The organism is Flavobacterium sp. CR10 (genome assembly GCF_055814415.1).
The window spans coordinates 4,553,054-4,577,385 of the sequence record NZ_CP185985.1; the positions used below are offsets into that span (position 1 = coordinate 4,553,054).

Below are 24,332 nucleotides of genomic sequence, written 5' to 3' on the forward strand. Positions count from 1 at the left end.
TAAATTATTTCTTGTATTTATAATGAGTTACCAATTCCTACCAAAACGATTGCAAGCATAATAAGCCCAATTCCCCAGAAAAAAGTTCTTAATGTTTTTTTAGAAACTCCTTTCCATTCTTTCAAATAAAATCCCCAAAAATTTGCTGTTAAGATGATGGTTGCCATATGCAGAATCCATGAACTAGCACCATTTCCAAGTTTGCTTTCTCCCATTCCGTAAAAGAAAAACTGTAAAAACCACATGGTTCCTGCAAGAGCAGAAAACAAAACGTTTTTTGTTATTGGAGTAGATTTATCAGTATAATTTTTAATTGATTTGTTTTTAAAATTCAAATAAAGACACCAGATAAAGTTGGTTGTCAATCCTCCCCAAAGTAGTACAACATAAGTCACATTGTTTTGAAATAACGGATTTGCGCCATTTATAACAGCATGTTCTGCCATTGATTTTCCAGCTTCGATTCCGTAATTAAAGAATGAACTTAAAATCCCTGAAATCACCGCTACAATTAAACCTTTTACCAGATTGAAGTCTTTATCCTTATCTTCATGGCCAGTAGCAAAATCTTTTTCTTTTAGCATTCCAGCTTTCCCTGAAATAGCAATTCCAATCAGATATACTACAACTCCCAATAAAACGATCTGACCGCCAGTATTAGTAAGCATGTGAGAAAATGAAATTTTTCCTTCTGTTGGAACAATATCATAATAAATTGAAGGAACCAAAGCTCCAAATGCAGAGCAGAATCCTAATGTAATTGAATTTCCTAATGACATTCCCAAATAGCGAACGCCCAAACCATAAGTTAAACCGCCTATCCCCCAGATTAATCCCATTGTAAAAGTGAAGGTTTTTATTGATGGAGAAGCTGCTGCAATAATTTCAGTAAAATTTGGAATCGTTAAGTAAGCGGCAACTGGAGGAACAATCAGCCATGAGAAAAATCCTCCCACAAGCCAATAGCTTTCCCAAGCCCAGTCTTTCACTTTTTTAAAAGGCATATAAAAACTACCCGAAGAAAATCCTCCGATAGAATGAAAAATAATTCCTAATAATGATTCCATATAATGTTTTTGGTTTAGGTTAGGTTTGTTAGTATTTGGTTTTGTAAAATAAGAGAATGTCAAAAAGAAAACTGTCCTGTACTATCCTTTACGGATTTCATATTTTTTGTTAAAACTAAAGATTATTAGAAATAAGGGCTTGCAATTATTGGGTAAATAAATTTAAAATGGCTATTTTAGCAATCGATTTCGCAATTATTAATTCTTCATTTGGGTTAAAATTCAGAAATCATAAAAAAAAGATTACAAGCCTTGTCAATTTCTCTTTTTCATTATAAAAATGATTCTGTTTAAGAGATTCCTTTTTTAAGAAGAGATTTTTTAAAATTATTTAGAATTAAAAGAGTCTTGTTTAAATACGAGACAGATTTCCTCAAAATGAACATGATTAAACTTATTAAAATAGATGAAGATTCTCGAGTTCCTAAATACAAGCAGATTGTTGACTCTATACTTCAGAACATCGCTAACGGAAATTTAAAAATCAATCAAAAAATTCCTTCTATAAATAGTTTCAGCGAAGAGTTTTATATGTCTCGTGATACTGTTGAGAAAGCTTATAACATTTTAAAAGAAAGAAAAATCATTTCTTCGATTAGAGGAAAAGGCTACTATATTACTCGAACAAAATTAGAATCTAAGGTCAATATTTTGTTTTTGACAAATAAATTGAGCTCCTATAAAATGAAGACTTATAGTTCGTTTATTGATACTTTAGGCGCTAATGCTCATGTTGATCTCCAAATTTACCACTGCGACGAAACTTTATTTCTGAATATCTTAGATAAGTTTGAGGGAGCTTACGATTATTATGTCATTACAACGCACTTTAAAACAGACCAATTAAAACATTTAAGTTTTACTGATGATGTTGTAAGTGCCATTAAAAAAATTCCACAAGAAAAACTGGTTATTTTAGATAATATCAAATTAGGAACTGGTGATGATGTCATTAAGATTTATCAGGATTTTGAAAATGATATTTATAATGCACTTAAGGAAGGTCTTTCTAAAATTGCAAAATACAAACGTTTAATTCTAGTATATCCAGATAAAGCAGTTTACCCTTATCCTAGACGAATTTTGCACGGATTTAGAAAATTCTGTGTCGAGCACGAAATTAATTTTGAAATTCTAAGTGAGGTTTATGATGATATGATCCTTAAAAAAGGAGATTTATTTATCACCATTGAAGAATCTGATCTAGTGAATTTAATGAAACAAATTCGCGATGAAGAATTTGTTTTGGGAAAAGAGATTGGCGTTATTTCTTATAATGATACTCCGTTAAAAGAATTATTAGGCATTACCGTAATGTCTACCGATTTTAATGTTATGGGAGAAACAGCAGCCAGATTAATCCTAAACAAAGAAAAAGCTCAGGTAAAAGTTCCTTTTAATTTTATTGATAGAAATTCAATTTAAAGATGCAAAGTAACAGAGGAGCAAAGTAACAAAGGTTTCCTTCTCTTTGTCTTAAACTTTACTTTTTTTAAGCATAAAAAAACCTCGCCGATTGACGAGGTTTTAGTTGTATTATTTTTTTGATTCTTCGATAGAAACTTTTCTGAACTCTTTTAAAAGTTTTTCAATTTCTAAAGTTGATTTACGTGCTCTTGGTCCAGCAGCTTTAATTCCTTTTTCAGTCAAAGATTCAGCTTCAGCTTTGAATGTTTCAATTTCGGCGTTGATTTTTACTAATAAATCTTTCATGCTTATATATTGTTAAATTAAGCCACAAAAATAAAAGTTTGTGTGATAGTTACAACAATTTTGCTGTTAAATTTAATGCAGTTTTTCATTCATTTTCTTTACAATAAATTGACTTCTTGTTTTTCTAAAACATCACAAAACACAATACATTAACAATCAAATACTTATTATCGCAACTTTCAAAACATTCCTGTTTTAAGGCTTTGTAGAAAGTGTTGCAATGAATAAAATTTTCTTTCACATATTGTCTGAAAGTACTTCTATTTGTTAATTCCTGTAGAGAAAAATTACCCCAAAAGGGGAAAAAATCCCCAACAGACTGTTTAAAATGCTTCAATTTTAATCTCGATATCGAGGATTTAGAAGGACAAAATTTTTCTCTTTTACTTCGCTCTGTCTTTCAATTTATAACGTCCAATTATCTAATTTCAACTTTTACTTTAACAGAAAGCTGTTTAGCCAAATTGATTACATAATTGGTAAAAAAAGAAGAATCATTAAAGCCTTTATCGACACTTAATTCCCAAGCAACAACAGCATAATAGCTGATTTCTTTATTGTTTTCAATTTTTAATTTTGCTAAATATGAATCTGTCAACTGTCCTGTTTTAGGAGCTTCAATATAGCCTTTATAAAGATTTGCAGGAACTAAAATAGCTGTCCCTAAAATCCACTGACGCTCATAAGTTAGATAATCATGCTGAATTAAGCATATCCAATCTACAGATTCAATAACCCGAAGCGGATTTTTATTATTTAAATTAGAAAGTGCCACCAGAAAAGTTTCTTTTCCTTTAATGCCATTTATCGAAGCTGGGTTTTTGTAGTCGTACATTCCGGGCCAGATCGAAGTGGTTTCCTGTACTTGATACAAATTTCCAGCAGCATTCCAATTTTGATAATGATAACTCAAAACCGAATTTACTGAGCATTCTGCAACAATCTTAAAAGTCGTCTTTTCTACATTGTTAATAGTATCATTTCCTAAAATTCCAAGCCTATTTATTTTGTTATCAATTAATAATGCATAACCTCCTAAGCCAACAGAATTTCCAACAGGAAAAATATCCCTTCCCCAATCGTACATGATAATTATCTTCAAATGCACCTTTGCTATTTATCCCTACATTTTCTGGCGTAATCTTTGGAAGTTTTTTCCCGAAAACATCTTTAGAGTTTCTTCCACCCAAATAATGTCTAAAACCAACCTTGTCATTTTCCCAAGTTGGCCCATCTGTTTGATATTTTTGATATCCAAGTTTTTTATGAACCTGATCTGCCATTAAGACTTCTTGCTTATTTGTATTAACAAGAAAATTCTTTCATTATATTTTTCCAAAACGAGCACTGGTTCTTATCGGATATTTTGGATCAGCTTCAGACCATTTTAGCTGAATATTTTTCTCCTCATTTGGCAGAAAATCTATAGTAAAGAAAAGTTCATCCCATTTTCCGTCACAATTAAGATCATTTATCTGCGCTGGTATTGTATCTGTTTAGAAAAGTAAAACTGGAAAACTTTCTTTATCAACACCAAGATTTTCTTTTCTAATGGAAATTGCTTTTTGAGATAATACTAAAGAACTATTGTTTTTTAATGCAATTGTATTTTTTGAAGTATTTTTAGAAACTTTACAGCAACTTAAAGAAGCAATAATAAAAACAATTGGAAGATAAAATAAGGCTCTTTTTTTCATTCTTATAATTTATTTTATAACAATTTAAGAATTTTTAATTGCCGTTACAACACTTAAAAGTAAGAGTATTTTAAAAATGAAATGAACTCAAAAATATGAAAGCAGGATAACGAACAACAATTATCCTGCTTTGTGAAACATATTACTAATCAAATAATATGAAATAAAAAAATAAATTACATCACATTAAAAAATACATCGCTTTATAATACTCATAAAACCTTGTTTTCGAAAGATTATATTGAGAAACTGTTTTTTTCTCATTTCTATAATCAAACTTCTTTGTCAAAAAAAGTTTTACTTCTTTAAAAATTTCACGACTGGTTTTTGATTCATCAAATAAAATCAAATTATTATTAACATCTAAAAAAGATAAGCTTTTATGCAGTTGCTTATTAAACAAACAAACCAAAATATTTGTTCTTTTATCTTCTTGCAAAAAGCGAAGCAGTTCTTCTCTATTGTAGAGCACATAAATAATACGGTCACATTGATTTATTATCTCATCATTTTTATCTGCAAAGGATGTTTCTAAAAACTCAAATTCCTCTTTAAATTTTCTTTTAAACATTTTTAGAAAAACACCATTGTTATCATGCACTAAAACTCGCTCCTTTTGCATTTTTTCAACTTTTTAAATTGTAACTACACCATTTAGTTTAAGACTAATTATTAAAATATTTAACAAAATTAGGTCTTAGTCAATTATTGATTTGCTCCAATAAGTCATAAAACAATCACTATAAGGTATTTTTTAGATTAATACTAAAAACTTCACTAAACCTTTATCACATTCATGACATGATTTTCAACAAACGAAAGCAGTTTTTCTATCTCCTGACAATTATGATCTTTTTTTGAAATAGAAATTATGTAGGTATTTTTTTCTTTTACATAAAGAAACAAGGATTTTTTTGTAGAAATAACTTTTTCAATCTTTGTCCATTTATGTTTTAACTCTCCCAATGGAGATTGAATGCTAATATCAAAATAAGTAAAAGTAAGTTTATATCTATTATAAAATTGATGATACATTATAAGTCTTTTTGCCAAGCCTAAAATTGTTCTAGATATAACATCAACAAAAAAGAATTGAATAACCACTAAAAGAACAAGGGTAAGCAAACAACTTATTAACCATTGAAAAAAATCAGCTTCTCTAACAAACTCAAGCGTTGCTGTAACTAGTGCAACAATAAACAAAACATATACAATCCATTCCTTAAACAAATGCTCAAAGTACATTTTGTTAAGCTTTCTAATTTCAGAAATATTTAACTGTAACTCTAATGAAAAATTAGATGCTGGCATATTTTTGTCTTTTTTTTTAATCTTTTATTCTTTACAAAAATATGTTAATAAGAAAATGCTATTCAGACGTAGAAGTTTTTAAAATATCAAAATAAGACCAAATTTCTATTCCGCCAATCTTCATTTTCAATAAAAATTTCCCACAATAGGCTTGTAAAAAATACATCTCAAAACAAACCTGTTTTTTATAGAAATATAACTTTAAAAATTGCCTCAAGAAGACAAAAAAGCATCACAATAAGACCTTAATTACAATTCTATTTATTTTATTTTCAAACAGTTAACTTTTAACTTTCTTTTACATGTATCTCAAAGATATTTATTTACTTTTGGGCCGCTTAAACAAAAAAATAAACAAATATTTTCTTATAATGAATCTGAAATTAACAGAGGAAAATCTGAAGGAAAAAATCAAAGAACTCACATGTTTATATGAAATTTCAAAGATTATTTCTAAATCACATTCCATTCATATACAGACACTGTACGAAATTATAGTTTGCACAAAAAATGCTTGGCGCTACAACGAAGATGCAATAGTTGAAATTCACATAATTGACTATCATTTATTCACCTCCGAGCAAAAGGAATCCAGCATTTTTCAATTGAGTAAAATAAAGATTAGTGACAATGATTGTGGCTATATCAAAGTTAATTATCCATCAAAGAAATATGTGCAGGAAGATTTTTATGAGGATGAGCAGAAACTTCTTGACACCATTGCTCTAGAAGTAGGAAATTATATTGAAAAATACCAGACGCTAGAAAAAAAAGCTGCCTTAAGAAGAACACTTGAGCGTATGGAACGTCTTACTCTTTTGGGCGAGATGACAGCAGGAATCGCACATGAATTAAATACACCGTTGGGCAATATTTTAGGCTTTGCAGAACTCATAAAAGACCATAATACAGATCCAGATATTGATTCTGATATTTCAATTGTAATTAATTCTGTTATTTATTCAAGGGAAATTGTAAAACGATTAATGTTTTTTTCTTGTGAAATGCCCCAAAAACTAGAAGTTCAAGAAATAAAACCGGTTATACTTTTTGCTTTATCCTTTCTAAAATCAAACTTTCAAAAGAAAGAGATTAAGAATGAACTTTTTATTAAAAATGAAAATATTACTGCAAAATTTGATTCAGTACAGATCACCCAAGTCTTGTTTAATTTAATTATTAATGCTATTTATGCTTCTCCTGAAAAAAGTACTATCAAAATAATTATCGATGACGATGAGTCTAATTTGTATTTAAAAATAGAGGATCAAGGAACTGGTATTCCTGAAAACATTAAAGAAAAAATATTTGATCCTTTCTTTTCGACAAAACCTGTCAACTACGGATGTGGCTTAGGACTGAGTGTTGTCTATGGCATTATTAAGAATCATAATGGTCAAATTTTGTTGCAAGACAATTTTCCAAATGGGACAATTTTTATAATTAAAATCCCTTTAAAATAAACAAAATGAATTTTAAAAAAGAAAATATACTAGTTGTTGACGACAATAATGACATGCTAGATTTGGTACAGAGGCAATTAAAATCTTCTAATTATCGGACCTATAAAGCTTCTTCTGTTACTGAAGCTATCGAAGTCTTAAAACAATCCAATATCAATTTGCTAATAAGCGACATAAACATGCCCGACATAAATGGCCTTGAGTTGCTAAAATATGCAGAAGAACATTACCCATCATTACCTAAACTAGTTATTTCCGGTATCCCTTCCATACACAATGTTGTTAGTGCAATGAAATCTGGGGCTTTAGATTACTTAACCAAACCGTTCACAAGCGATGAATTAAATAAAGCAATCACAAATTGTTTAGTAAAGACAGATCTAATGCTACCTAATGAAAGTTCTCAAAATGAAAATACATATGGCGAAATAATTGGCCATTCTAGCCAATTTAAGGAAATTATTGAAATAATTAAGCGAATTAAAGATACTAAAGCAAATGTGCTTATTGAAGGAGAAACTGGTACCGGAAAAGAACTTATTGCCAAAGCTATTCATTTTACTGGAAAATTTGGCAATAAGCCTCTAATTACGGTAAACTGTGGCGGAATTCCAGAAAATCTCATCGAGTCAGAATTATTTGGACATGTAAAAGGGGCATTTACTGGAGCCTCAGAAACACGAACTGGATTATTTCAAGCGGCAGATGGTGGCACAATATTTTTGGACGAAATTGGCAATGCTCCAATGGCAGTCCAAACAAGGTTATTGAGAGTGTTGCAGGAAAAAGAAATCGTAAGAGTTGGATCTACAAGACCAGAAAAAATTGACATCAGAATAATATGTGCCACTAATAGCAATCTAGAAGAAATGGTATCCAAAGGTACTTTTAGAGAAGATTTATATTATCGAATTAATATTGTCAACATAAAAACGACCGCATTGAGAAATCGTAAAGAAGATTTACCATTATTAATAAAGACTTTTATTGAAAAATACTCTAAAGAATACAATAAATCCAACTTAAAAATTAACGAAAAAGTAACAGAAGTTTTATTTCGTTACGATTGGCCGGGAAATATTAGGGAACTAGAAAATCTTATTCACAGAATGGTTATTATGAGCGATGATTCTATTGATTTAAACCACGTTCCAGATCATCTAAAATATCATATTCCTACTTCGCAAGATATTTTTAAATCGCTTAAAGAATACGAAAAAGAACAAATTTTAAAAGTTTTATCATTTGTAAATAATAATAAGACAAAAGCTGCCCAGATTTTACAAATTGACCGCAAAACTTTGAATCAGAAAATTCTTTAAAAAAGAACATTTTCTCCCCATCCGACCATAAATTCCCCACTCACTTTCTACCCAAAACAACAAGCTTCCATTTTAATAAATTGATTTACAACATAGTAAAAATCAGGGCATATAATTTGCCTTTAAAAGACAAAAAAGTATTAAAATAAATCAAAATTAAACAAATGAAGTCTCTTCTTAATCTCAAAACTGTTTATAAAAGCAGTCTTTCACGAAAAATTAAAAGTTATTTATACTATAGAGTCCTGTACTGTTTTAAAAGAATAGAACATTTGGATCCAATCCCGCATTACAGCCGTTGAAAGTTTAACAATCGCTTCCCTTGGCTCCCATTCTAGAGCACAAAAACCTACACAAAACTAAAAATCAATGACTTACAAATAAAAACATTATCAGTTAAGCAAAAATAACTTAACTTTATAATACAAAATCCACATTTCCATGAAAATAATTGAGCATCGTTACAGTGCAGATTTAGAATGGGTAGAGCATTATGCTGCCCAAATTGGAGGAAAAATTGAAGGAAATTTTATCACTACATCAGAGGATTTCCAAACTGGAACCCGGTATTTTTTAGATTGCGGTGATGGCATTATCGCTTATTATCTCAATGTAGAATACCATCGAAATTTCCGTCTTATACAAAAAAATCTTAATCAAGACTTTGTTGGCTTTTATTATAATCTTACTGAAGGTGAAGCAACCGTAAGAAGCGGGCATTTTATGTACAATGTCGGGCGATGGCAATACAATTTATCTGTAATAGACGGAGCTTTAGAATCAAGATATGAAGTTTTAAAAGGGAGCAAAACTTTTGCACTTTGCATTTTTATAAAAAAAAGCATGATTAAGGCTTTTCTTAAACGAAACAATATTATTATTGAGAATATCGATACCCTCATAGATTCAAAAGTAAACACCATTGTTCGTTTTGATAGGATGAGCAATGAAAGTTTCCATGTGCTGAACGATTTAAAAAAACTAGAAGTTGGCGGAGCTGTTTTTGATTTAAATTTGAGAGGCACTGTTCATCTACTGATTTCCAATTATCTCAAAAAAATTGCTACAAAAAGAGTTATTATCCAAACCGTAAATGAAAATGATCTTGCAAAGATAATCAGCGTACAGATGTATTTGATTGAGCATTTGGGAGAACATTTTCCAAGCATTCATTTTATGGCACAAATGGCTAATATGTCTGAATCAAAATTTAAAAGTTTGTTTAAAAAAATAACGGGTGATACTGCCAATGCTTTCTTTATGGAAAACAAACTGCAACTTGCCAAAGAACTTCTTGAAAAAAAACAACTTACTGTTTCTCAAATTTCAGATCATCTACATTTTACAAATAATTCTTACTTCGCATCAAAATTTAGAGAACATTTTGGGCTATCGCCAAAGGCATTCTATAAGCAATTGTAAAAACAAATCTATAATAAATACTTTGAGCCTATGAGAAAACTTACGCATTATTATAGTTTAACGCCAGAATGGCAGCTAAATGTAGCAGAACAGTTAAGTACCGAATTAATAGACAACAAACTAATTGTTGTGCCTAACCATATAGGAGACGGTTTTTTCTACTTCTCTCAAATCATGGAAGGTATTTCTGTTGTTTATGCAGACTTACTTACCAAGGAACCGTTAAAGATTATCCGTCAAAGATCTGATAATGAATTATTCATTTTCCACTTTGATTTAAGCGAGCATGTTAATCTAATCAAAATAAACAACGTAGATTACGAAATAGGCTCTTTTAACCAATTGGATTTGGCTATTTTAGATAACCAAATAGAGAGCGCTTTTAAACCCGCAGTAGGTGAAAGAACTATTGCTTTAAGATTGTTAATTGATAAAAAACTTCTCCATGATTTTATCCTGAAATTTAGCACAAGTGAAAATTATTTTGCAAAAAGCAAATCAAATAAAAAAGCGTTTTACCATTATGGAAATATTGATAGCAATAGTATTTTATTGATTCAATCCATAAAAACAAAATCGATTTACGATCTTTCTTTTGATTCCTTTTTAAAAGGAATTTCATTAAAAGTACTGGGCAATTTTTTCAATAAATTCTATGAACCTAAAAACAAAAACCTTCAACTTACAGATGTAGAAGGTCAAGCACTAGAAAAAACCAAAAATTACCTGACCAATAATCTATACGGTCCCTTTCCTTCTTTAACCTTTTTATCTGGAATGGCTGGTATGTCTGAATCTAAATACAAAAGCTTATTCAAAAAACATTTTAACGATACTCCTAAAAATTTATTCATAGAAGAAAAAATAAAACTTGCTCAAAAACTCTTAAGAAGTGGAGAATATAGTACTTTAACAGCTATAATGTATGAACTTAATTATACCAAACTCAGTTACTTCTGCACTAAATATTTTGAGATATTAAAAAGAAAACCTACAGATGACTTTGTCAAAAAAAATGCAACAAAAAAAGTGACTTAAGTCACTTTTTTTGTTGCTATACTATTCTTAAAATACCGATTATAAAAACTTTCCTAACAAAAAAAGCTGCTGATAGTATTTGTACTATTCAGCAACTTTTTAACGAAAAAAAACTTCTATTTACTAAAACTGATTATAAACTCTGAGCGTCTATTTTGCTCATGTTCCTTTTCAGAACATTTTACTCCATTTGAACAGTGATTTAACAACTTGGTTTCACCAAATCCTTCACCACTAATTCTTTCTTGCTTAATACCTGCTTTAACTATATAATCTACTGTTGCTTTTGCTCTGTTTTCTGAAAGCTTCATATTAAATTCATCCCTTCCTCTACTATCTGTATAAGAATTAACTTTAACAGAAATACCTGGACGATCTTTCATTAATGCCACTACTTTATCCAATTCTTTCTTAGAAGATTGTCTTATGTTGTAACCATTTAAATCAAAGTAGATAGGACTAAGTTTTAGCTTATCTGCTAAGTTGTCACCATCAGCTATAATTACCTTTTCGCCATCAACTAATACTTCCATCTCTCTAGTAATTTCAAAACTGATTTCTTTTTTCTCTAGAGGTTTTAATGGATCTACATTTACTGTTTTATCAGCATAAAAAGTTTTTTTATAAACCACTATATCATTTTGATACGGATCTAAGTACATTTTGTATTTACCTTCGCTATCAGTTGCAGTTGTACCAATGCTTTCATTATTTGGATTAAACAACTGGACATTGAAATTTGGTACTGGCTTACCATTTTCTGTAATAGTTCCATAAATCATTGGTCTTGTATCAAAATCAAAAGTTATAGGTCTTGTTTCTATAAACCCATAAATATCATCGTTCCCACTTTTATTAGAAGAAAAATATCCTTTTTTGGTATCTCCATCAATCACATAAGCAAAATCGTCAGAAACTGTGTTTATATCATTACCAACATTTACAACGTGGTATTTTCCATCATTATCTTTAATCGCAGCGAAGATATCTAGTCCTCCAAGTCCAGGATGACCGTCAGATGCAAAATATAAAACTCCTTTACTATCCATGTATGGATATGTTTCGCGGCCTGGAGTATTAATTTCGTCTCCAAGTTTTGTTACATCATTTCCAACTAGAGTTCCATTTTTTACACTCACTACATATAAATCTGAGTTTCCAAAAGTATTGTTACGATCTGACGCAAAAAACAATTGTGTTTCGTCTGGACTAAGCGCTGGGTGTGCTGATGAAAAACCGTCACTGTTTATTGGATATGGCAATTCTTTAATATTTTTCCATTCGCCTTTTACATTCTCAGCAATATAGATTTTTAGATAATTAGTGCCATTTTTATCTGCTCCTAATTTTCCTTTATTAAAGTTGTTTCTGGTAAAATACATGTATTTACCATCTTTTGTTACTGCAGCACTGCTCTGATGGTATTTCGTATTTACATCTCCTTTTAACAATATAGGATCTTGGAGACCGCCATCTGTAGAAATTTTTACCTCATACAATTTCATGAATGATTTTTCATTCCAGCTGTGCTTTCTTTTGATAAATACTCCAGTATCCTTTGCTGAAGCGTAGATTACTTTGTCTTTACCATAAAATGCAGTTCCGAAATCTGAAACTGGTGTATTGATGCTAAGTTCTTTAATACTATAACGTCCTGACTGTTTTTGAATATCAGCCATTAACTTTTTCTCTTTCCAATTGTCGCTTAAATCTTTTTTGCCTGTTATTGTGTAATATTTCTTGATAACAGTATTCGCTTCGTCATATTTTCTAACATTATTCAAAGCTTGTGCATATCTGAAATAAAATTCTGGATCTATTGACTGCCCTGAGTTAAAAACATTTCCATAGGCTTCTTCAGCTTCAGGATACTGACCATTAAAATAATAGCTGTTTCCTAACTTAGTTAAAACTTCTAACGAAGAATTTCCTTTATCTGCAAGCTTTTGATATAACTTACTTGCTTTGATAAATGCAAACCTATTATAGGCTTCATTTGCTTTCTCAACTTTTTTATCCTGAGCATTGATTCCTCCTATTTGTGATAAACAAATAGAAAGTACAACCAATGCTTTCTTTATCTTTTTAGATATCATTTTTTATCCTAGTTTATGGTTATTAAAAGAATCTTGGAGTAACCAGTCTATATTTGGTTGAAGAAAATAAATCGAATCGCAGAAAAATCTCATGAGAACCTGAATTGTAATTCCCAATTTTCTGCGTATCATAATCATAAGCATAACCAATATTCATACCTGGTGTAACCTGAAATCCTGCCATTGCACTTACTGCAGCATCCCATCTGTAAGCAGCTCCTAAAGTCAATTTCTCATTGAATAGGAAGTTTGCAGATAAGTCGACTGCTAAAGGCGCACCGCTAACCATTTTTACCATTGCCGCAGGTTTGAACTTTAAATTGTCGTTAAGATCAAACACATAACCTCCCATTGCATAAAAGTGCATTTTCTGTGAAGCAACAGATGTTTTAACATCGTCATAAAATTTGGTCTCTAAAATCATAGGTACAGATAAACCTGCGTACCATTTTTGAGAGTGAAAATAAGCACCCGTTCCAAAATTTGGAGAAGTTTTAGATAAATTTCCTGACAAAAATGGATCTTCAGGATTTAGCACGTTCAGTTTATTATAATCAACTTGCATAAAATTTCCTGATGCACTAATACCTAATGATAAAAAGATATCTGCCGAAAGCTGAATAGGATATGCATAACTTGCCGTTAAAGTAGTTTCCTGAGATGGTCCTATTTTATCACTTACTACAGACAAACCTAAACCTTGTCCGTTCTCTGTGATTGGCGATTCTATAGAAAAGTTTGCTGTTTTTGGAGCTCCATCCAGACCAACCCATTGTGTCCTGTATAACCCAAATATACTTGGTATCGCTCGAGTTCCTGTGTAACCTGGATTTATAGTCATCGTATTATACATGTATTGTGTATACTGCGACTGCTGCTGTGCGGAGGCTTCCAACATCCCTACGAACAACAAGATTAATAAATATGAAATCTTTTTCATTAGTCCTAATTCCTTTTTAATTATTGGTTATTGATGTATAAATAACCTGTTTTCTCTTTCTGTTCTTTTCCAGTATTGTATTTCAGAATATAGAAATACGTTCCTGTTGGAAGTTTATCGCCTCTCTTAATTGTTGCACGTCCGTCAGAATATCCTTTAAACATGTTATCACTTTCATTATAAGATTTAGTCTCATAAACTTTTACTCCCCATCTGTTGTAAATCTCTACTTGGTTATCTGGGAATTTATCTATTCCTTTTATAACAAAACTGTCATTTAAACCATCGTCATTTGGTGAAATTGCATTATAAACAATGACATCATCAGATTTTTCTTCTAAATCAATTAACGCCATTGTAAAAAGACCGTAACCTGTTACTGGTGCTGTTAACAGTTTCTCATACGGCTTTCCCGCTAAAGGAGCACTAACCTCTCCTCCCTCATTGATCCATTTGTTCGATGCTGGATCCCAGCGTGTAATTGAGACTTTGTATTTTTGTTCATCTACATTAAAAAACTCTGAAGGTGTTGTACGACTATCCATTGATAAACTCAAGACAATTTTATCCGCACCCTGATCCTGTGTTACTTCCCAGTATTCTTGATTGTTTATCTTTAGGATTTTTTCTTCTCTGTCGTCATGAGAATGCAGACTATTCGAGTTTTTGTTGAAATATTGCGTAGTATAAACACCTCCGTTTTTTGAACCTGATGCATGATAAGAAGGTCTAAAATACTGTCCTTGTCCTACTGGAAATTCAAATGCAATAACACCATCTTTTTCTACCTGACCATCAACAAAGCTCAAGTCACTAGTAAGGGTGTGTGTTGCTTTTTCTTTGAAAATTACTTTACCGCCATAATCTGCAGCAAGCACCACTCCTTTTTTGAATTCTGAGTTACCTCCTACAGCTATCTTACCTGATAAATGAAAAGGCACCAAAGAAGATGTATTTTCAAAATAGGTATTTTTAAAATTTGAAACTTGTGATCCTTCAATAAATTGATCTTCTGTTCCGTAGAAATAAGTAGAGCCATTCTGGTTTTCTGTATAAGTTACCAAACCATCGTTTTTCCAGTTTTGAAAAATGAATAATTTACCATCATTTACAAAACTTCCTTGTGGAGTATTCTCATAATCCATATATACACTCATGATAGTGTTTGGATTAATTTTTACATCTCCTGTATTTACAAGCTGTGCATTTATATTTTGACTTGCCAATAAACTTACCGCAAAGCCAATTAAACAAACTCCTGACTTAGCTGTTTCCCAAACAGATACTGAGTTTTTTACTATATTATCCAAGTAATTATTGTTCATTTCTTGTTTATTATTTAATTCGGCACTTTGTTACTTTAAATTTCTATGCAAAATTACTTTCGGATGTAAAAATGCTTACCCCGAAAAAGTTATTGTTGTATTAGAATAGGGTTAATCTCAAGTTGAGATTATAGATTAATTACTTTCTAATGAAGAAGTTATTTTTATTAGCAGTTTTACTAATACGTATTAAATTTTGTATCAGTACCATCAAAATTTGAAAAAAAACTCGATTATATTTTTTACAATCGAGATTTTTATATTGTTTTCAAATTTATTACTTACAACTAAAGACGTTAATTTAAGATTATCTAAAGCTTGATGCTATTTTTTAGCCACTTGCAATACTACTTATAATTGAGATTTCAATTCTGCAATGCCTGCTTTCAACATTTACTATTGTTCTTCAATTACTAGAGACACAACAATTTTAAATAACCCAAACCATAAAAAATCAGCATCATTTCAAGCAATCAAAAATTAGGAAGGCTGTTTATTATTTTTTAACAGCCTTCCACGCTTGTAAACATTATTTTGAATAATCAAACATTACATTGTCATTATTAAGCGGATTTAAACCTAAAATGTTATTTCCATTTTTAGTCGGATCGTAAGTTACTTTAGTACCATCTACAGAAAATGCATTTATGTTGATACGAACTCCATTTATATACATTCCCACTTGAGATAATGATGATGGTGTAAAATCTAAAATGAACTCTGTTTGACCATTTGTAGGCGCAAATTCTTTAACAACTTGTTGAGGAATTATTATTTCGTTTGCTGGTATCCATCCGCCTTCATTCTTCGGATCTCTTACATATATTTTTCCGCTTGTGTAATCAACATAGATCTGGATGCTCGGATCCAATGCAGGGCTTTGATCTGCAGGAAGCCCATTGCCTCCAGCAATACCATTCTTGCCGTCGAGACCGTTTAATCCGCTGATCTTAACCCAGTTCGAAGAACCGCTGTTCCATTCGTCAGTACGGCCTGCTGTAGTTTTTGAATCCCCAACATAAGCATAGATGTCATTATTGTATCTGATGATCGCATCAAGGGTCGTGATCTGTCCGTCAGCACCTTTTGTGCCTTCTGCCCCCGGAAGGCCATCGGCTCCGTTAGACCCGTTGATCTTTACCCATGTTGAAGCTTTGCTCTGCCAGTCTGCATTGCGCACTGCAACATCTCTGCTATCGCCAACATAAGCATAAATATTGCCAAACCCGTCTTTCAGGATCGCATCCAATGTCGTGATCTGTCCGCCTTCGCCAGGTCGGCCGTCGACTCCGGCAATGCCGTCGATGCCGTTAGTGGTAATCCATCCGCCCTCATTCTTCGGATCTCTTACATATATTTTTCCGCTTGTGTAATCAACATAGATCTGGATGCTCGGATCCAATGCAGGGCTCTGATCTGCAGGAAGCCCATTGCCCCCAGCAATACCATTCTTGCCGTCAAGACCGTTTAATCCGCTGATCTTAACCCAGTTCGAAGAACCGCTGTTCCATTCGTCAGTACGGCCTGCTGTGGTTTTTGAATCCCCAACATAAGCATAGATGTCATTATTGTATCTGATGATCGCATCAAGGGTCGTGATCTGTCCGTCAGCACCTTTTGTGCCTTCTGCCCCCGGAAGGCCATCGGCTCCGTTAGACCCGTTGATCTTTACCCATGTTGAAGCTTTGCTCTGCCAGTCTGCATTGCGCACTGCAACATCTCTGCTATCGCCAACATAAGCATAAATATTGCCAAACCCGTCTTTCAGGATCGCATCCAATGTCGTGATCTGTCCGCCTTCGCCAGGTCGGCCGTCGACTCCGGCAATGCCGTCGATGCCGTTAGTGGTAATCCATCCGCCCTCATTCTTCGGATCTCTTACATATATTTTTCCGCTTGTGTAATCAACATAGATCTGGATGCTCGGATCCAATGCGGGGCTCTGATCTGCAGGAAGCCCATTGCCCCCAGCAATACCATTCTTGCCGTCAAGACCGTTTAATCCGCTGATCTTAACCCAGTTCGAAGAACCGCTGTTCCATTCGTCAGTACGGCCTGCTGTGGTTTTTGAATCCCCAACATAAGCATAGATGTCATTATTGTATCTGATGATCGCATCAAGGGTCGTGATCTGTCCGTCAGCACCTTTTGTGCCTTCTGCCCCCGGAAGGCCATCGGCTCCGTTAGACCCGTTGATCTTTACCCATGTTGAAGCTTTGCTCTGCCAGTCTGCATTGCGCACTGCAACATCTCTGCTATCGCCAACATAAGCATAAATATTGCCAAACCCGTCCTTCAGGATCGCATCCAATGTCGTGATCTGTCCGCCTTCGCCAGGTCGGCCGTCGACTCCGGCAATGCCGTCGATGCCGTTAGTGGTAATCCATCCGCCTTCATTCTTCGGATCTCTTACATATATTTTTCCGCTTGTGTAATCAACATAGATCTGGATGCTCGGATCCAATGCGGGGCTCTGATCTGCAGGAAGCCCATTGCCCCCAGCAATACCATTCTTGCCGTCAAGACCGTTTAATCCGCTGATCTTAACCCAGTTCGCAGAACCGCTGTTCCATTCGTCAGTACGGCCTGCTGTGGTTTTTGAATCCCCAACATAAGCATAGATGTCATTATTGTATCTGATGATCGCATCAAGGGTCGTGATCTGTCCGTCAGCACCTTTTGTGCCTTCTGCCCCCGGAAGGCCATCGGCTCCGTTAGACCCGTTGATCTTTACCCATGTTGAAGCTTTGCTCTGCCAGTCTGCATTGCGCACTGCAACATCTCTGCTATCGCCAACATAAGCATAAATATTGCCAAACCCGTCCTTCAGGATCGCATCCAATGTCGTGATCTGTCCGCCTTCGCCAGGTCGGCCGTCGACTCCGGCAATGCCGTCGATGCCGTTTTTACCATTGGTAGGAATCCAGTTATTAGGATCTTTAGGATCTGAATTAGGCTTAAGAACGTAAACTGTTTTAGTATTATAATCTATATACAAATTTGCTTCGGCAGGAATTGACACTCCGTCTGTTCCTGGAGCTCCATTTCCTCCTGCAATACCATCTTTACCAGATGTAATTTCTCCTGAAACAGCAAGTCGTTGCCATTTTCCAGCATACCAATAGTAATAACCTGGCTTAACATCTGTTACTGTTGCAGTATTAAAAACCAATAAACTTTCTTCATTACCAGTCTTAATTGTTGTAGCATCTGTTGAACCCGTCAATTTAACATTTGGAATCAAAATACCTTTGTCTGTAGCATAAACTTCTAACTGAGCAGAGGGTGTTGTTACTTCTTTTTTTCCAACTACTACCTGAGAGTAGACGGAGTATCCACCTAAGACAAAAAGTAAAGGAAGTAATCTATTCTTCATAAGATTTAATCTATTAATGTGTTATTAAATTATTTGATAATTATATATGATTGATCTACAACCACATTTTATCTAAAAGTTCAGTTCTAATCCTGCAAAGATTCTTTTATAATAGTTTTTTTCTTACCCCTAAAAGTTTATATTCTTATATTTTAAGACATATTTCGATTTTGAAAATTTCATTAAACTATATTTTTAGAAAGAAAAAGACATGCTTTACATTATTTGATTTTTTCCAGATAATCTAAATAACAAGATAATATACTAGGGATTACAGATTGATCATATCATCACTTGTAAAGAAATAAATCCTTAGGATTGTATTGCAGCAAAAAAAATCCGATTATAAATAATCGGATTTTTAGTTTCTAAAAGAAAAAATTATTTCTTATCTGTTAATTCCTTCACAAGAGATTTTAATTGCTCAATTTCTGCTTGCTGTTCTTTTATTGCATTAATTAATACTGGAATCATTTCAGTATAATGAACACCTAAAGTTTTATTTACATCTTTTCCTTCTTCAACTACCTCTGGCAAAACAATTTGCATTTGTTGAGCAGAAACACCTAACTGAATCTCATTTGTTGCATCATTTTTTAAAGTGTAAGAAATAGGTTCAATTTTCATAATCTCTTTTAAACCGTATTTTAAAGGCACAATATTTTGTTTCAAACGAATATCAGACACATTAACCACATTTGCACAATACAATGTTCTCCATCTTTGATTAATATTACCTAAATTCAAAACTCCCGTAGTAACTCCACTAGCATCAACACCAGGCAACAAGTCACCATTCGATGCAATTTCTAAACTTAAAGTATTACTAGTTTTAAATTCAAGATTACTCTTAGCAGCTGTTCCAGTTCCCCCCTCGTAATATGCAATCACACTAGAAAGCGATTGAATCGCACCTGCAGTTGTACCTGTCTGTGCCTGAAAGTTGAACGCTCCCATTGCAAGCCCACTTGTAAGTACAGCTGGCGCAGTTTCTGAGCCTCTACTATGTAAAAAAGAGAATGATGGTGAATTTGTTCCATTTGAATATGTTGCCAATTTCAAATCATCCATTAAATCATCTGTTGAGTTATTAATAAGATGAATACCATATTTAGGATTATTTGTACCAATACCTAGCCTACCATCTGTATCCAAACGCATTCGTTCTTTATTATTAGTAATAAATGGTAAATCAAAGTTAGTTACGGTACCAAAATTTTTCTCTTTAGTAAGCCCATCATTTGCATCATTTCCTCCCAATACCCAAGGCATATCTAGTGACCATGCTATTATTCCTGTAGGGTCAGTATATAAATATGCTGGTTTTGTAACAGCGGGAACCATATTTACTTGCACATCTGTTAACGCTGCACCGCTACCATTAACAACTTTTAATACTGTTGCTGGAGTTGTTGTTGTTAGATTTTTTGAATTAATCCCTATAGTCAAATTACTATCTACAACTTTACCAGAACCTGATACCGTAATTGGACTTGTTGCAATTAAACTAGCTTTTGTAACTGTAGCATCGGAGCCTGGCGCTCCTTGCGGACCTGTTAATCCAGTATTTCCCATAGGACCTTGCGGACCTGCTGGACCCGCTGGTCCTGTCAATCCAGTATTTCCTATTGGCCCTTGAGGACCTGTTGGGCCTTCTGGCCCGTTTGCTCCATTTGTTCCGTCAACTCCGTCTCTTCCGTTGGTTCCGTCTATGCCTTTCACTTTTCCAGCATCTGAAGTCGTTCCGTCTGAATATGTGACAATTAGATTTCCTGATGAATCAACAGACGTGCCTGCAATGCCTCTTCCGTCTCTTCCATTAGTTCCGTCAACGCCATTGGTTCCATTTGTTCCGTCAACTCCATTTGTTCCGTCTATGCCTTTCACTCTTCCCGCATCTGAAGTCGTTCCGTCTGAATATGTGACAATTAGATTTCCTGATGAATCAACAGACGTGCCTGTAATGCCTCTTCCGTCTCTTCCATTATTTCCATCAACTCCATTAGTTCCATCAACTCCGTCTCTTCCGTTGGTTCCGTCAATCCCATTGGTTCCATTTGTTCCGTCAACTCCATTTGTTCCGTCTATGCCTTTCACTTTTCCCGCATCTGAAGTCGTTCCATCAGAATAGGTTATAATTAGATTCCCTGATGAATCAACAGACGTGCCTGCAATGCCTTTTCCGTCTCTTCCATTAGTTCCATCAACTCCATTTGTTCCGTCAACTCCGTCTCTTCCATTAGTTCCGTCAACGCCATTGGTTCCATTTGTTCCGTCAACTCCATTGGTTCCATCGATGCCTTTCACTTTTCCCGCATCTGAAGTCGTTCCATCAGAATAGGTTATAATTAGATTTCCTGATGAATCAACAGACGTGCCTGCAATGCCTTTTCCGGGGTCGCCTTTCGATCCAGGAAGACCCTGATCGCCCTGAACCCCTTTCACATTACCAACCTCGCTCGATGTGCCGTCCGTATAGGTGATGGTAAGATTACCAGAGCCGTCTACAGAAGTCCCTGCAATGCCTTTTCCGGGGTCGCCTTTCGATCCAGGAAGACCCTGATCGCCCTGAGCCCCTTTCACATTACCAACCTCGCTCGATGTGCCGTCCGTATAGGTGATGGTAAGATTACCAGAGCCGTCTACAGAAGTCCCTGCAATGCCTTTTCCGGGGTCGCCTTTCGATCCAGGAAGACCCTGATCGCCCTGAGCCCCTTTCACATTACCAACCTCGCTCGATGTGCCGTCCGTATAGGTGATGGTAAGATTACCAGAGCCGTCTACAGAAATCCCTGCAATGCCTTTTCCGGGGTCGCCTTTCGATCCAGGAAGACCCTGATCGCCCTGAACCCCTTTCACATTACCAACCTCGCTCGATGTGCCGTCCGTATAGGTGATGGTAAGATTACCAGAGCCGTCTACAGAAGTCCCTGCAATGCCTTTTCCGGGGTCGCCTTTCGATCCAGGAAGACCCTGATCGCCCTGAGCCCCTTTCACATTACCAACCTCGCTCGATGTGCCGTCCGAATAGGTGATGGTAAGATTACCAGAGCCGTCTACAGAAGTTCCTGCAATGCCTTTTCCGGGCTCGCCTTTCGATCCTGGAAGTCCCTGTTCTCCTTGCAAACCTTGCTCACCTTGAAGTCCCTGTTCTCCTTGAGGACCTTGTTCTCCCTGAAGCCCCTGTTCTCCTTGCAAACCTTGCTCACCTTGAAGTCCCTGTTCTCCTTGAAGACCTTGCTCACCTTGAAGCCCCTGTTCTCCTTGAGGACCTTGTTCTCCCTGAAGCCCCTGTTCTCCTTGCAAACCTTGCTCACCTTGAAGTCCCTGTTCTCCTTGAAGACCTTGTTCTCCCTGAAGCCCCTGTTCTCCTTGCAAACCTTGCTCACCTTGAAGTCCCTGTTCTCCTTGAGGACCTTGTTCTCCCTGAAGCCCCTGTTCTCCTTGCAAACCTTGCTCACCTTGAAGTCCCTGTTCTCCTTGAAGACCTTGCTCACCTTGAAGCCCCTGTTCTCCTTGAGGACCTTGTTCTCCTTGAAGCCCCTGTTCTCCTTGCAAACCTTGCTCACCTTGAAGTCCCTGTTCTCCTTGAAGACCTTGCTCACCTTGAAGCCCCTGTTCTCCTTGAGGACCTTGTTCTCCTTGAAGCCCCTGTTCTCCTTGCAAACCTTGCTCACCTTGAAGTCCCTGTTCTCCTTGAAGACCTTGCTCACCTTGAAGACCTTGAGTCCCACGTAAGTTTTCTAGCTGCGCATCGGTAAAATCTTCATATCTGAAATCACGTCCATTCGTCCCATCTATACCATTTGCACCATTAGTTCCTGGGTCTCCCTTAAGAGCTAACAGTTGTTCTGGCGTGAAATCTTCATATTTGAAATCGCGTCCATTAGCGCCATTGGCACCTAATATCTTTCCTAAATCTTTTGTAGAACCGTCTGAGTACGTAATAATAAGATTTCCTGAACCATTAACAGCCGTTCCCGAAATGCCTACTCCATTATCTCCTCTGTCTCCTTTATCCCCTTTTACTTTTCCCGCTTCTTTTGTTATACCATCTGAATACGTTATGATAAGATTTCCAGAACCATCAATAGCTGTTCCAGTAATACTTTTTCCGTCATTACCATTTTTACCTGGCAAACCTTGAGGTCCCTGATCTCCTTTTACTTTTCCAGCGTCTATACTAGTTCCATCAGAAAAGTTAATAATAAGATTACCTGTTGGGTTAACTATTGTATTAGAAATAGTTTTACCTCCAGCACCAATTTCATCAGAAAGCGCAATCCTATGCCATCTATCAATATACCAATAGTAATAACCTGGTTTCACATCTGCAATTGTCGCAGTGTTAAAGACTAGAAGACTGTTTACATTTTTTCCATCCTTAATGGTAGTACGATCTGTAGTGCTAGTTAATTTTATTTGAGGAATCAAAACACCTCTGTTATTTGCATATACCTCTAACTGTGCAGAAGGATTTGGCTCTACTTTTCCTATTACTACTTGGGAGTAGGCAGAATAACCACCTAACACAAATAGTAAAGGAAGTAATTTATTTTTCATAACATTTAAATTATCAATTTGATTTTTGCTTTTTCAAAATGAAGTATCTCTTTAAATTTTCAATCCGTTAACTAAACAATCAATTGGAAATCAAAACAAAAACGAACTAAAACATACTTAATTTGAGGATACAAAGTTCCGTCGAAAGTATTTTTACAAATACCACTAGAAGTTTTAAAAATTATAAATTAGGGTATTCTTGTAGCTGAAGCTTAAATTTATAAGTAATTATTTTCTTTTTTTTAAAATAAAAAAAGTGAGAGGATCTGAAATTCCCACACTTATGTAAAAAAATCAAAATATCAAAAACCAAAAATATTCAGATTCCCAAAAAATTACTAATTTTTAAAATTGGTATAGAGAAATACGATTACCGTTAAAAATTAAAAAAATGCTATAACAAGACACTTCTTAAATAAAAAAGACAGCTAATTTTTTAAAGCTGTCTTTTTCCATTACTATACTAAAAAATTAACTTTCTATTGAATATCTAATTAAAGATAGGCTTTCAATTTTATTTCCGTGCTGTCATATTCGAGCATATAACAATAAGTTCCTGTTGGAAGCTTATTCCTTATACTCAACTGTCACGCATCCATCTGAAAAGCCCTGAAGAGGATTCGTAACATTATCATAGCCGTTCTTCTAGTAGAATATCAACCCGTATCTGTCATAAACATGTACTACTCACCATAACAATACCGCTGTTCTGACAGCCAGTAATACGTCTGAAACAGTTTGCGAAAAAACCTAATTACTAATAAAAGGCAGTATTAGCAATGTAAAAAAATAAAGATCATCTCTAAAATGACAATTGTTCATTTCAATTTTCTTAAAATAATACGACATAGGATTTGCATAATTTTTTCCGAGGGGCAAAAGTATTATTAGACGAAATATTTATTTTTCCACTAAAAACCTAAAAAAATAACAGAATAAAGAGTGAAAGACAAAAAATACCTGTAATAAAATTTTATTGCAGGTATTTTTTCGTTTAGG

General features: G+C 34.4%; 15 protein-coding genes and 1 pseudogene. 5 read left to right on the forward strand and 11 right to left on the reverse strand.

The window, feature by feature from the left end; all coding sequences use genetic code 11:
- Nucleotides 1–17: 17 nt before the first annotated feature.
- A complete protein-coding gene (gene rhaT / locus ACNRYB_RS19110; protein ID WP_473728366.1) occupies nucleotides 18–1,067 on the reverse strand; it encodes an L-rhamnose/proton symporter RhaT in 1,050 nt (349 codons plus the stop codon).
- Between the two features lie 384 nt (nucleotides 1,068–1,451).
- Here rhaT and ACNRYB_RS19115 point away from each other — a divergent pair, with 384 nt between their 5' ends.
- The gene (locus ACNRYB_RS19115; protein ID WP_129748200.1) at nucleotides 1,452–2,492 is read left to right on the forward strand and encodes a GntR family transcriptional regulator; all 1,041 of its coding nucleotides are present in this window, start codon (nucleotides 1,452–1,454) and stop codon (nucleotides 2,490–2,492) included.
- Nucleotides 2,493–2,603: 111 nt separating this feature from the next.
- Here the strand turns inward: ACNRYB_RS19115 and ACNRYB_RS19120 are convergent, their stop codons facing one another.
- The 5 genes and pseudogenes from ACNRYB_RS19120 to ACNRYB_RS19140 form a co-directional block, all read right to left on the reverse strand.
- Nucleotides 2,604–2,780, reverse strand: coding sequence for a histone H1 (locus tag ACNRYB_RS19120; protein WP_008467640.1), 177 nt, complete (start codon nucleotides 2,778–2,780; stop codon nucleotides 2,604–2,606).
- Nucleotides 2,781–3,198: 418 nt separating this feature from the next.
- Nucleotides 3,199–4,267, reverse strand: a pseudogene (locus ACNRYB_RS19125) (DUF4861 family protein).
- Nucleotides 4,268–4,276: 9 nt separating this feature from the next.
- A complete protein-coding gene (locus ACNRYB_RS19130) occupies nucleotides 4,277–4,477 on the reverse strand; it encodes a hypothetical protein (protein ID WP_242502578.1) in 201 nt (66 codons plus the stop codon).
- A 181-nt stretch (nucleotides 4,478–4,658) separates the two neighbouring features.
- Nucleotides 4,659–5,099: a hypothetical protein gene (locus ACNRYB_RS19135; RefSeq protein WP_129748201.1), complete on the reverse strand. Its 441-nt coding sequence runs from the start codon at nucleotides 5,097–5,099 to the stop codon at nucleotides 4,659–4,661.
- Nucleotides 5,100–5,254: 155 nt separating this feature from the next.
- The gene (locus ACNRYB_RS19140) at nucleotides 5,255–5,788 is read right to left on the reverse strand and encodes a YcxB family protein (protein WP_129748202.1); all 534 of its coding nucleotides are present in this window, start codon (nucleotides 5,786–5,788) and stop codon (nucleotides 5,255–5,257) included.
- Nucleotides 5,789–6,159: 371 nt separating this feature from the next.
- Here ACNRYB_RS19140 and ACNRYB_RS19145 point away from each other — a divergent pair, with 371 nt between their 5' ends.
- The 4 genes from ACNRYB_RS19145 to ACNRYB_RS19160 all read left to right on the forward strand — a co-directional run bounded on the left by ACNRYB_RS19145 (nucleotide 6,160) and on the right by ACNRYB_RS19160 (nucleotide 11,033).
- The gene (locus tag ACNRYB_RS19145; protein WP_473728367.1) at nucleotides 6,160–7,251 is read left to right on the forward strand and encodes a sensor histidine kinase; all 1,092 of its coding nucleotides are present in this window, start codon (nucleotides 6,160–6,162) and stop codon (nucleotides 7,249–7,251) included.
- A 5-nt stretch (nucleotides 7,252–7,256) separates the two neighbouring features.
- Complete coding sequence (locus ACNRYB_RS19150) at nucleotides 7,257–8,573, forward strand: sigma-54-dependent transcriptional regulator (protein ID WP_473728368.1); 1,317 nt, start codon at nucleotides 7,257–7,259, stop codon at nucleotides 8,571–8,573.
- 441 nt (nucleotides 8,574–9,014) lie between these two features.
- Entirely contained in the window at nucleotides 9,015–9,995 is a 981-nt protein-coding gene (locus ACNRYB_RS19155) for a helix-turn-helix transcriptional regulator (RefSeq protein WP_129748204.1), read from the forward strand.
- 30 nt (nucleotides 9,996–10,025) lie between these two features.
- Nucleotides 10,026–11,033, forward strand: a complete 1,008-nt coding sequence (locus ACNRYB_RS19160) for a helix-turn-helix domain-containing protein (RefSeq protein WP_129748205.1) — start codon at nucleotides 10,026–10,028, stop codon at nucleotides 11,031–11,033.
- Between the two features lie 116 nt (nucleotides 11,034–11,149).
- Here the strand turns inward: ACNRYB_RS19160 and ACNRYB_RS19165 are convergent, their stop codons facing one another.
- From ACNRYB_RS19165 to ACNRYB_RS19185, 5 genes are all read right to left on the reverse strand, one after another.
- Nucleotides 11,150–13,129 (reverse strand): OmpA family protein, encoded by a 1,980-nt coding sequence (locus ACNRYB_RS19165; protein WP_473728369.1) that lies wholly within the window; start codon nucleotides 13,127–13,129, stop codon nucleotides 11,150–11,152.
- Between the two features lie 22 nt (nucleotides 13,130–13,151).
- Complete coding sequence (locus ACNRYB_RS19170; RefSeq protein ID WP_473728370.1) at nucleotides 13,152–14,069, reverse strand: PorP/SprF family type IX secretion system membrane protein; 918 nt, start codon at nucleotides 14,067–14,069, stop codon at nucleotides 13,152–13,154.
- 20 nt (nucleotides 14,070–14,089) lie between these two features.
- Complete coding sequence (locus ACNRYB_RS19175) at nucleotides 14,090–15,394, reverse strand: gliding motility-associated C-terminal domain-containing protein (protein ID WP_473728371.1); 1,305 nt, start codon at nucleotides 15,392–15,394, stop codon at nucleotides 14,090–14,092.
- A 529-nt stretch (nucleotides 15,395–15,923) separates the two neighbouring features.
- Complete coding sequence (locus ACNRYB_RS19180; RefSeq protein WP_473728372.1) at nucleotides 15,924–18,770, reverse strand: hypothetical protein; 2,847 nt, start codon at nucleotides 18,768–18,770, stop codon at nucleotides 15,924–15,926.
- Nucleotides 18,771–19,151: 381 nt separating this feature from the next.
- Nucleotides 19,152–23,333: a tail fiber domain-containing protein gene (locus ACNRYB_RS19185; RefSeq protein WP_473728373.1), complete on the reverse strand. Its 4,182-nt coding sequence runs from the start codon at nucleotides 23,331–23,333 to the stop codon at nucleotides 19,152–19,154.
- Nucleotides 23,334–24,332 lie beyond the last annotated feature (999 nt).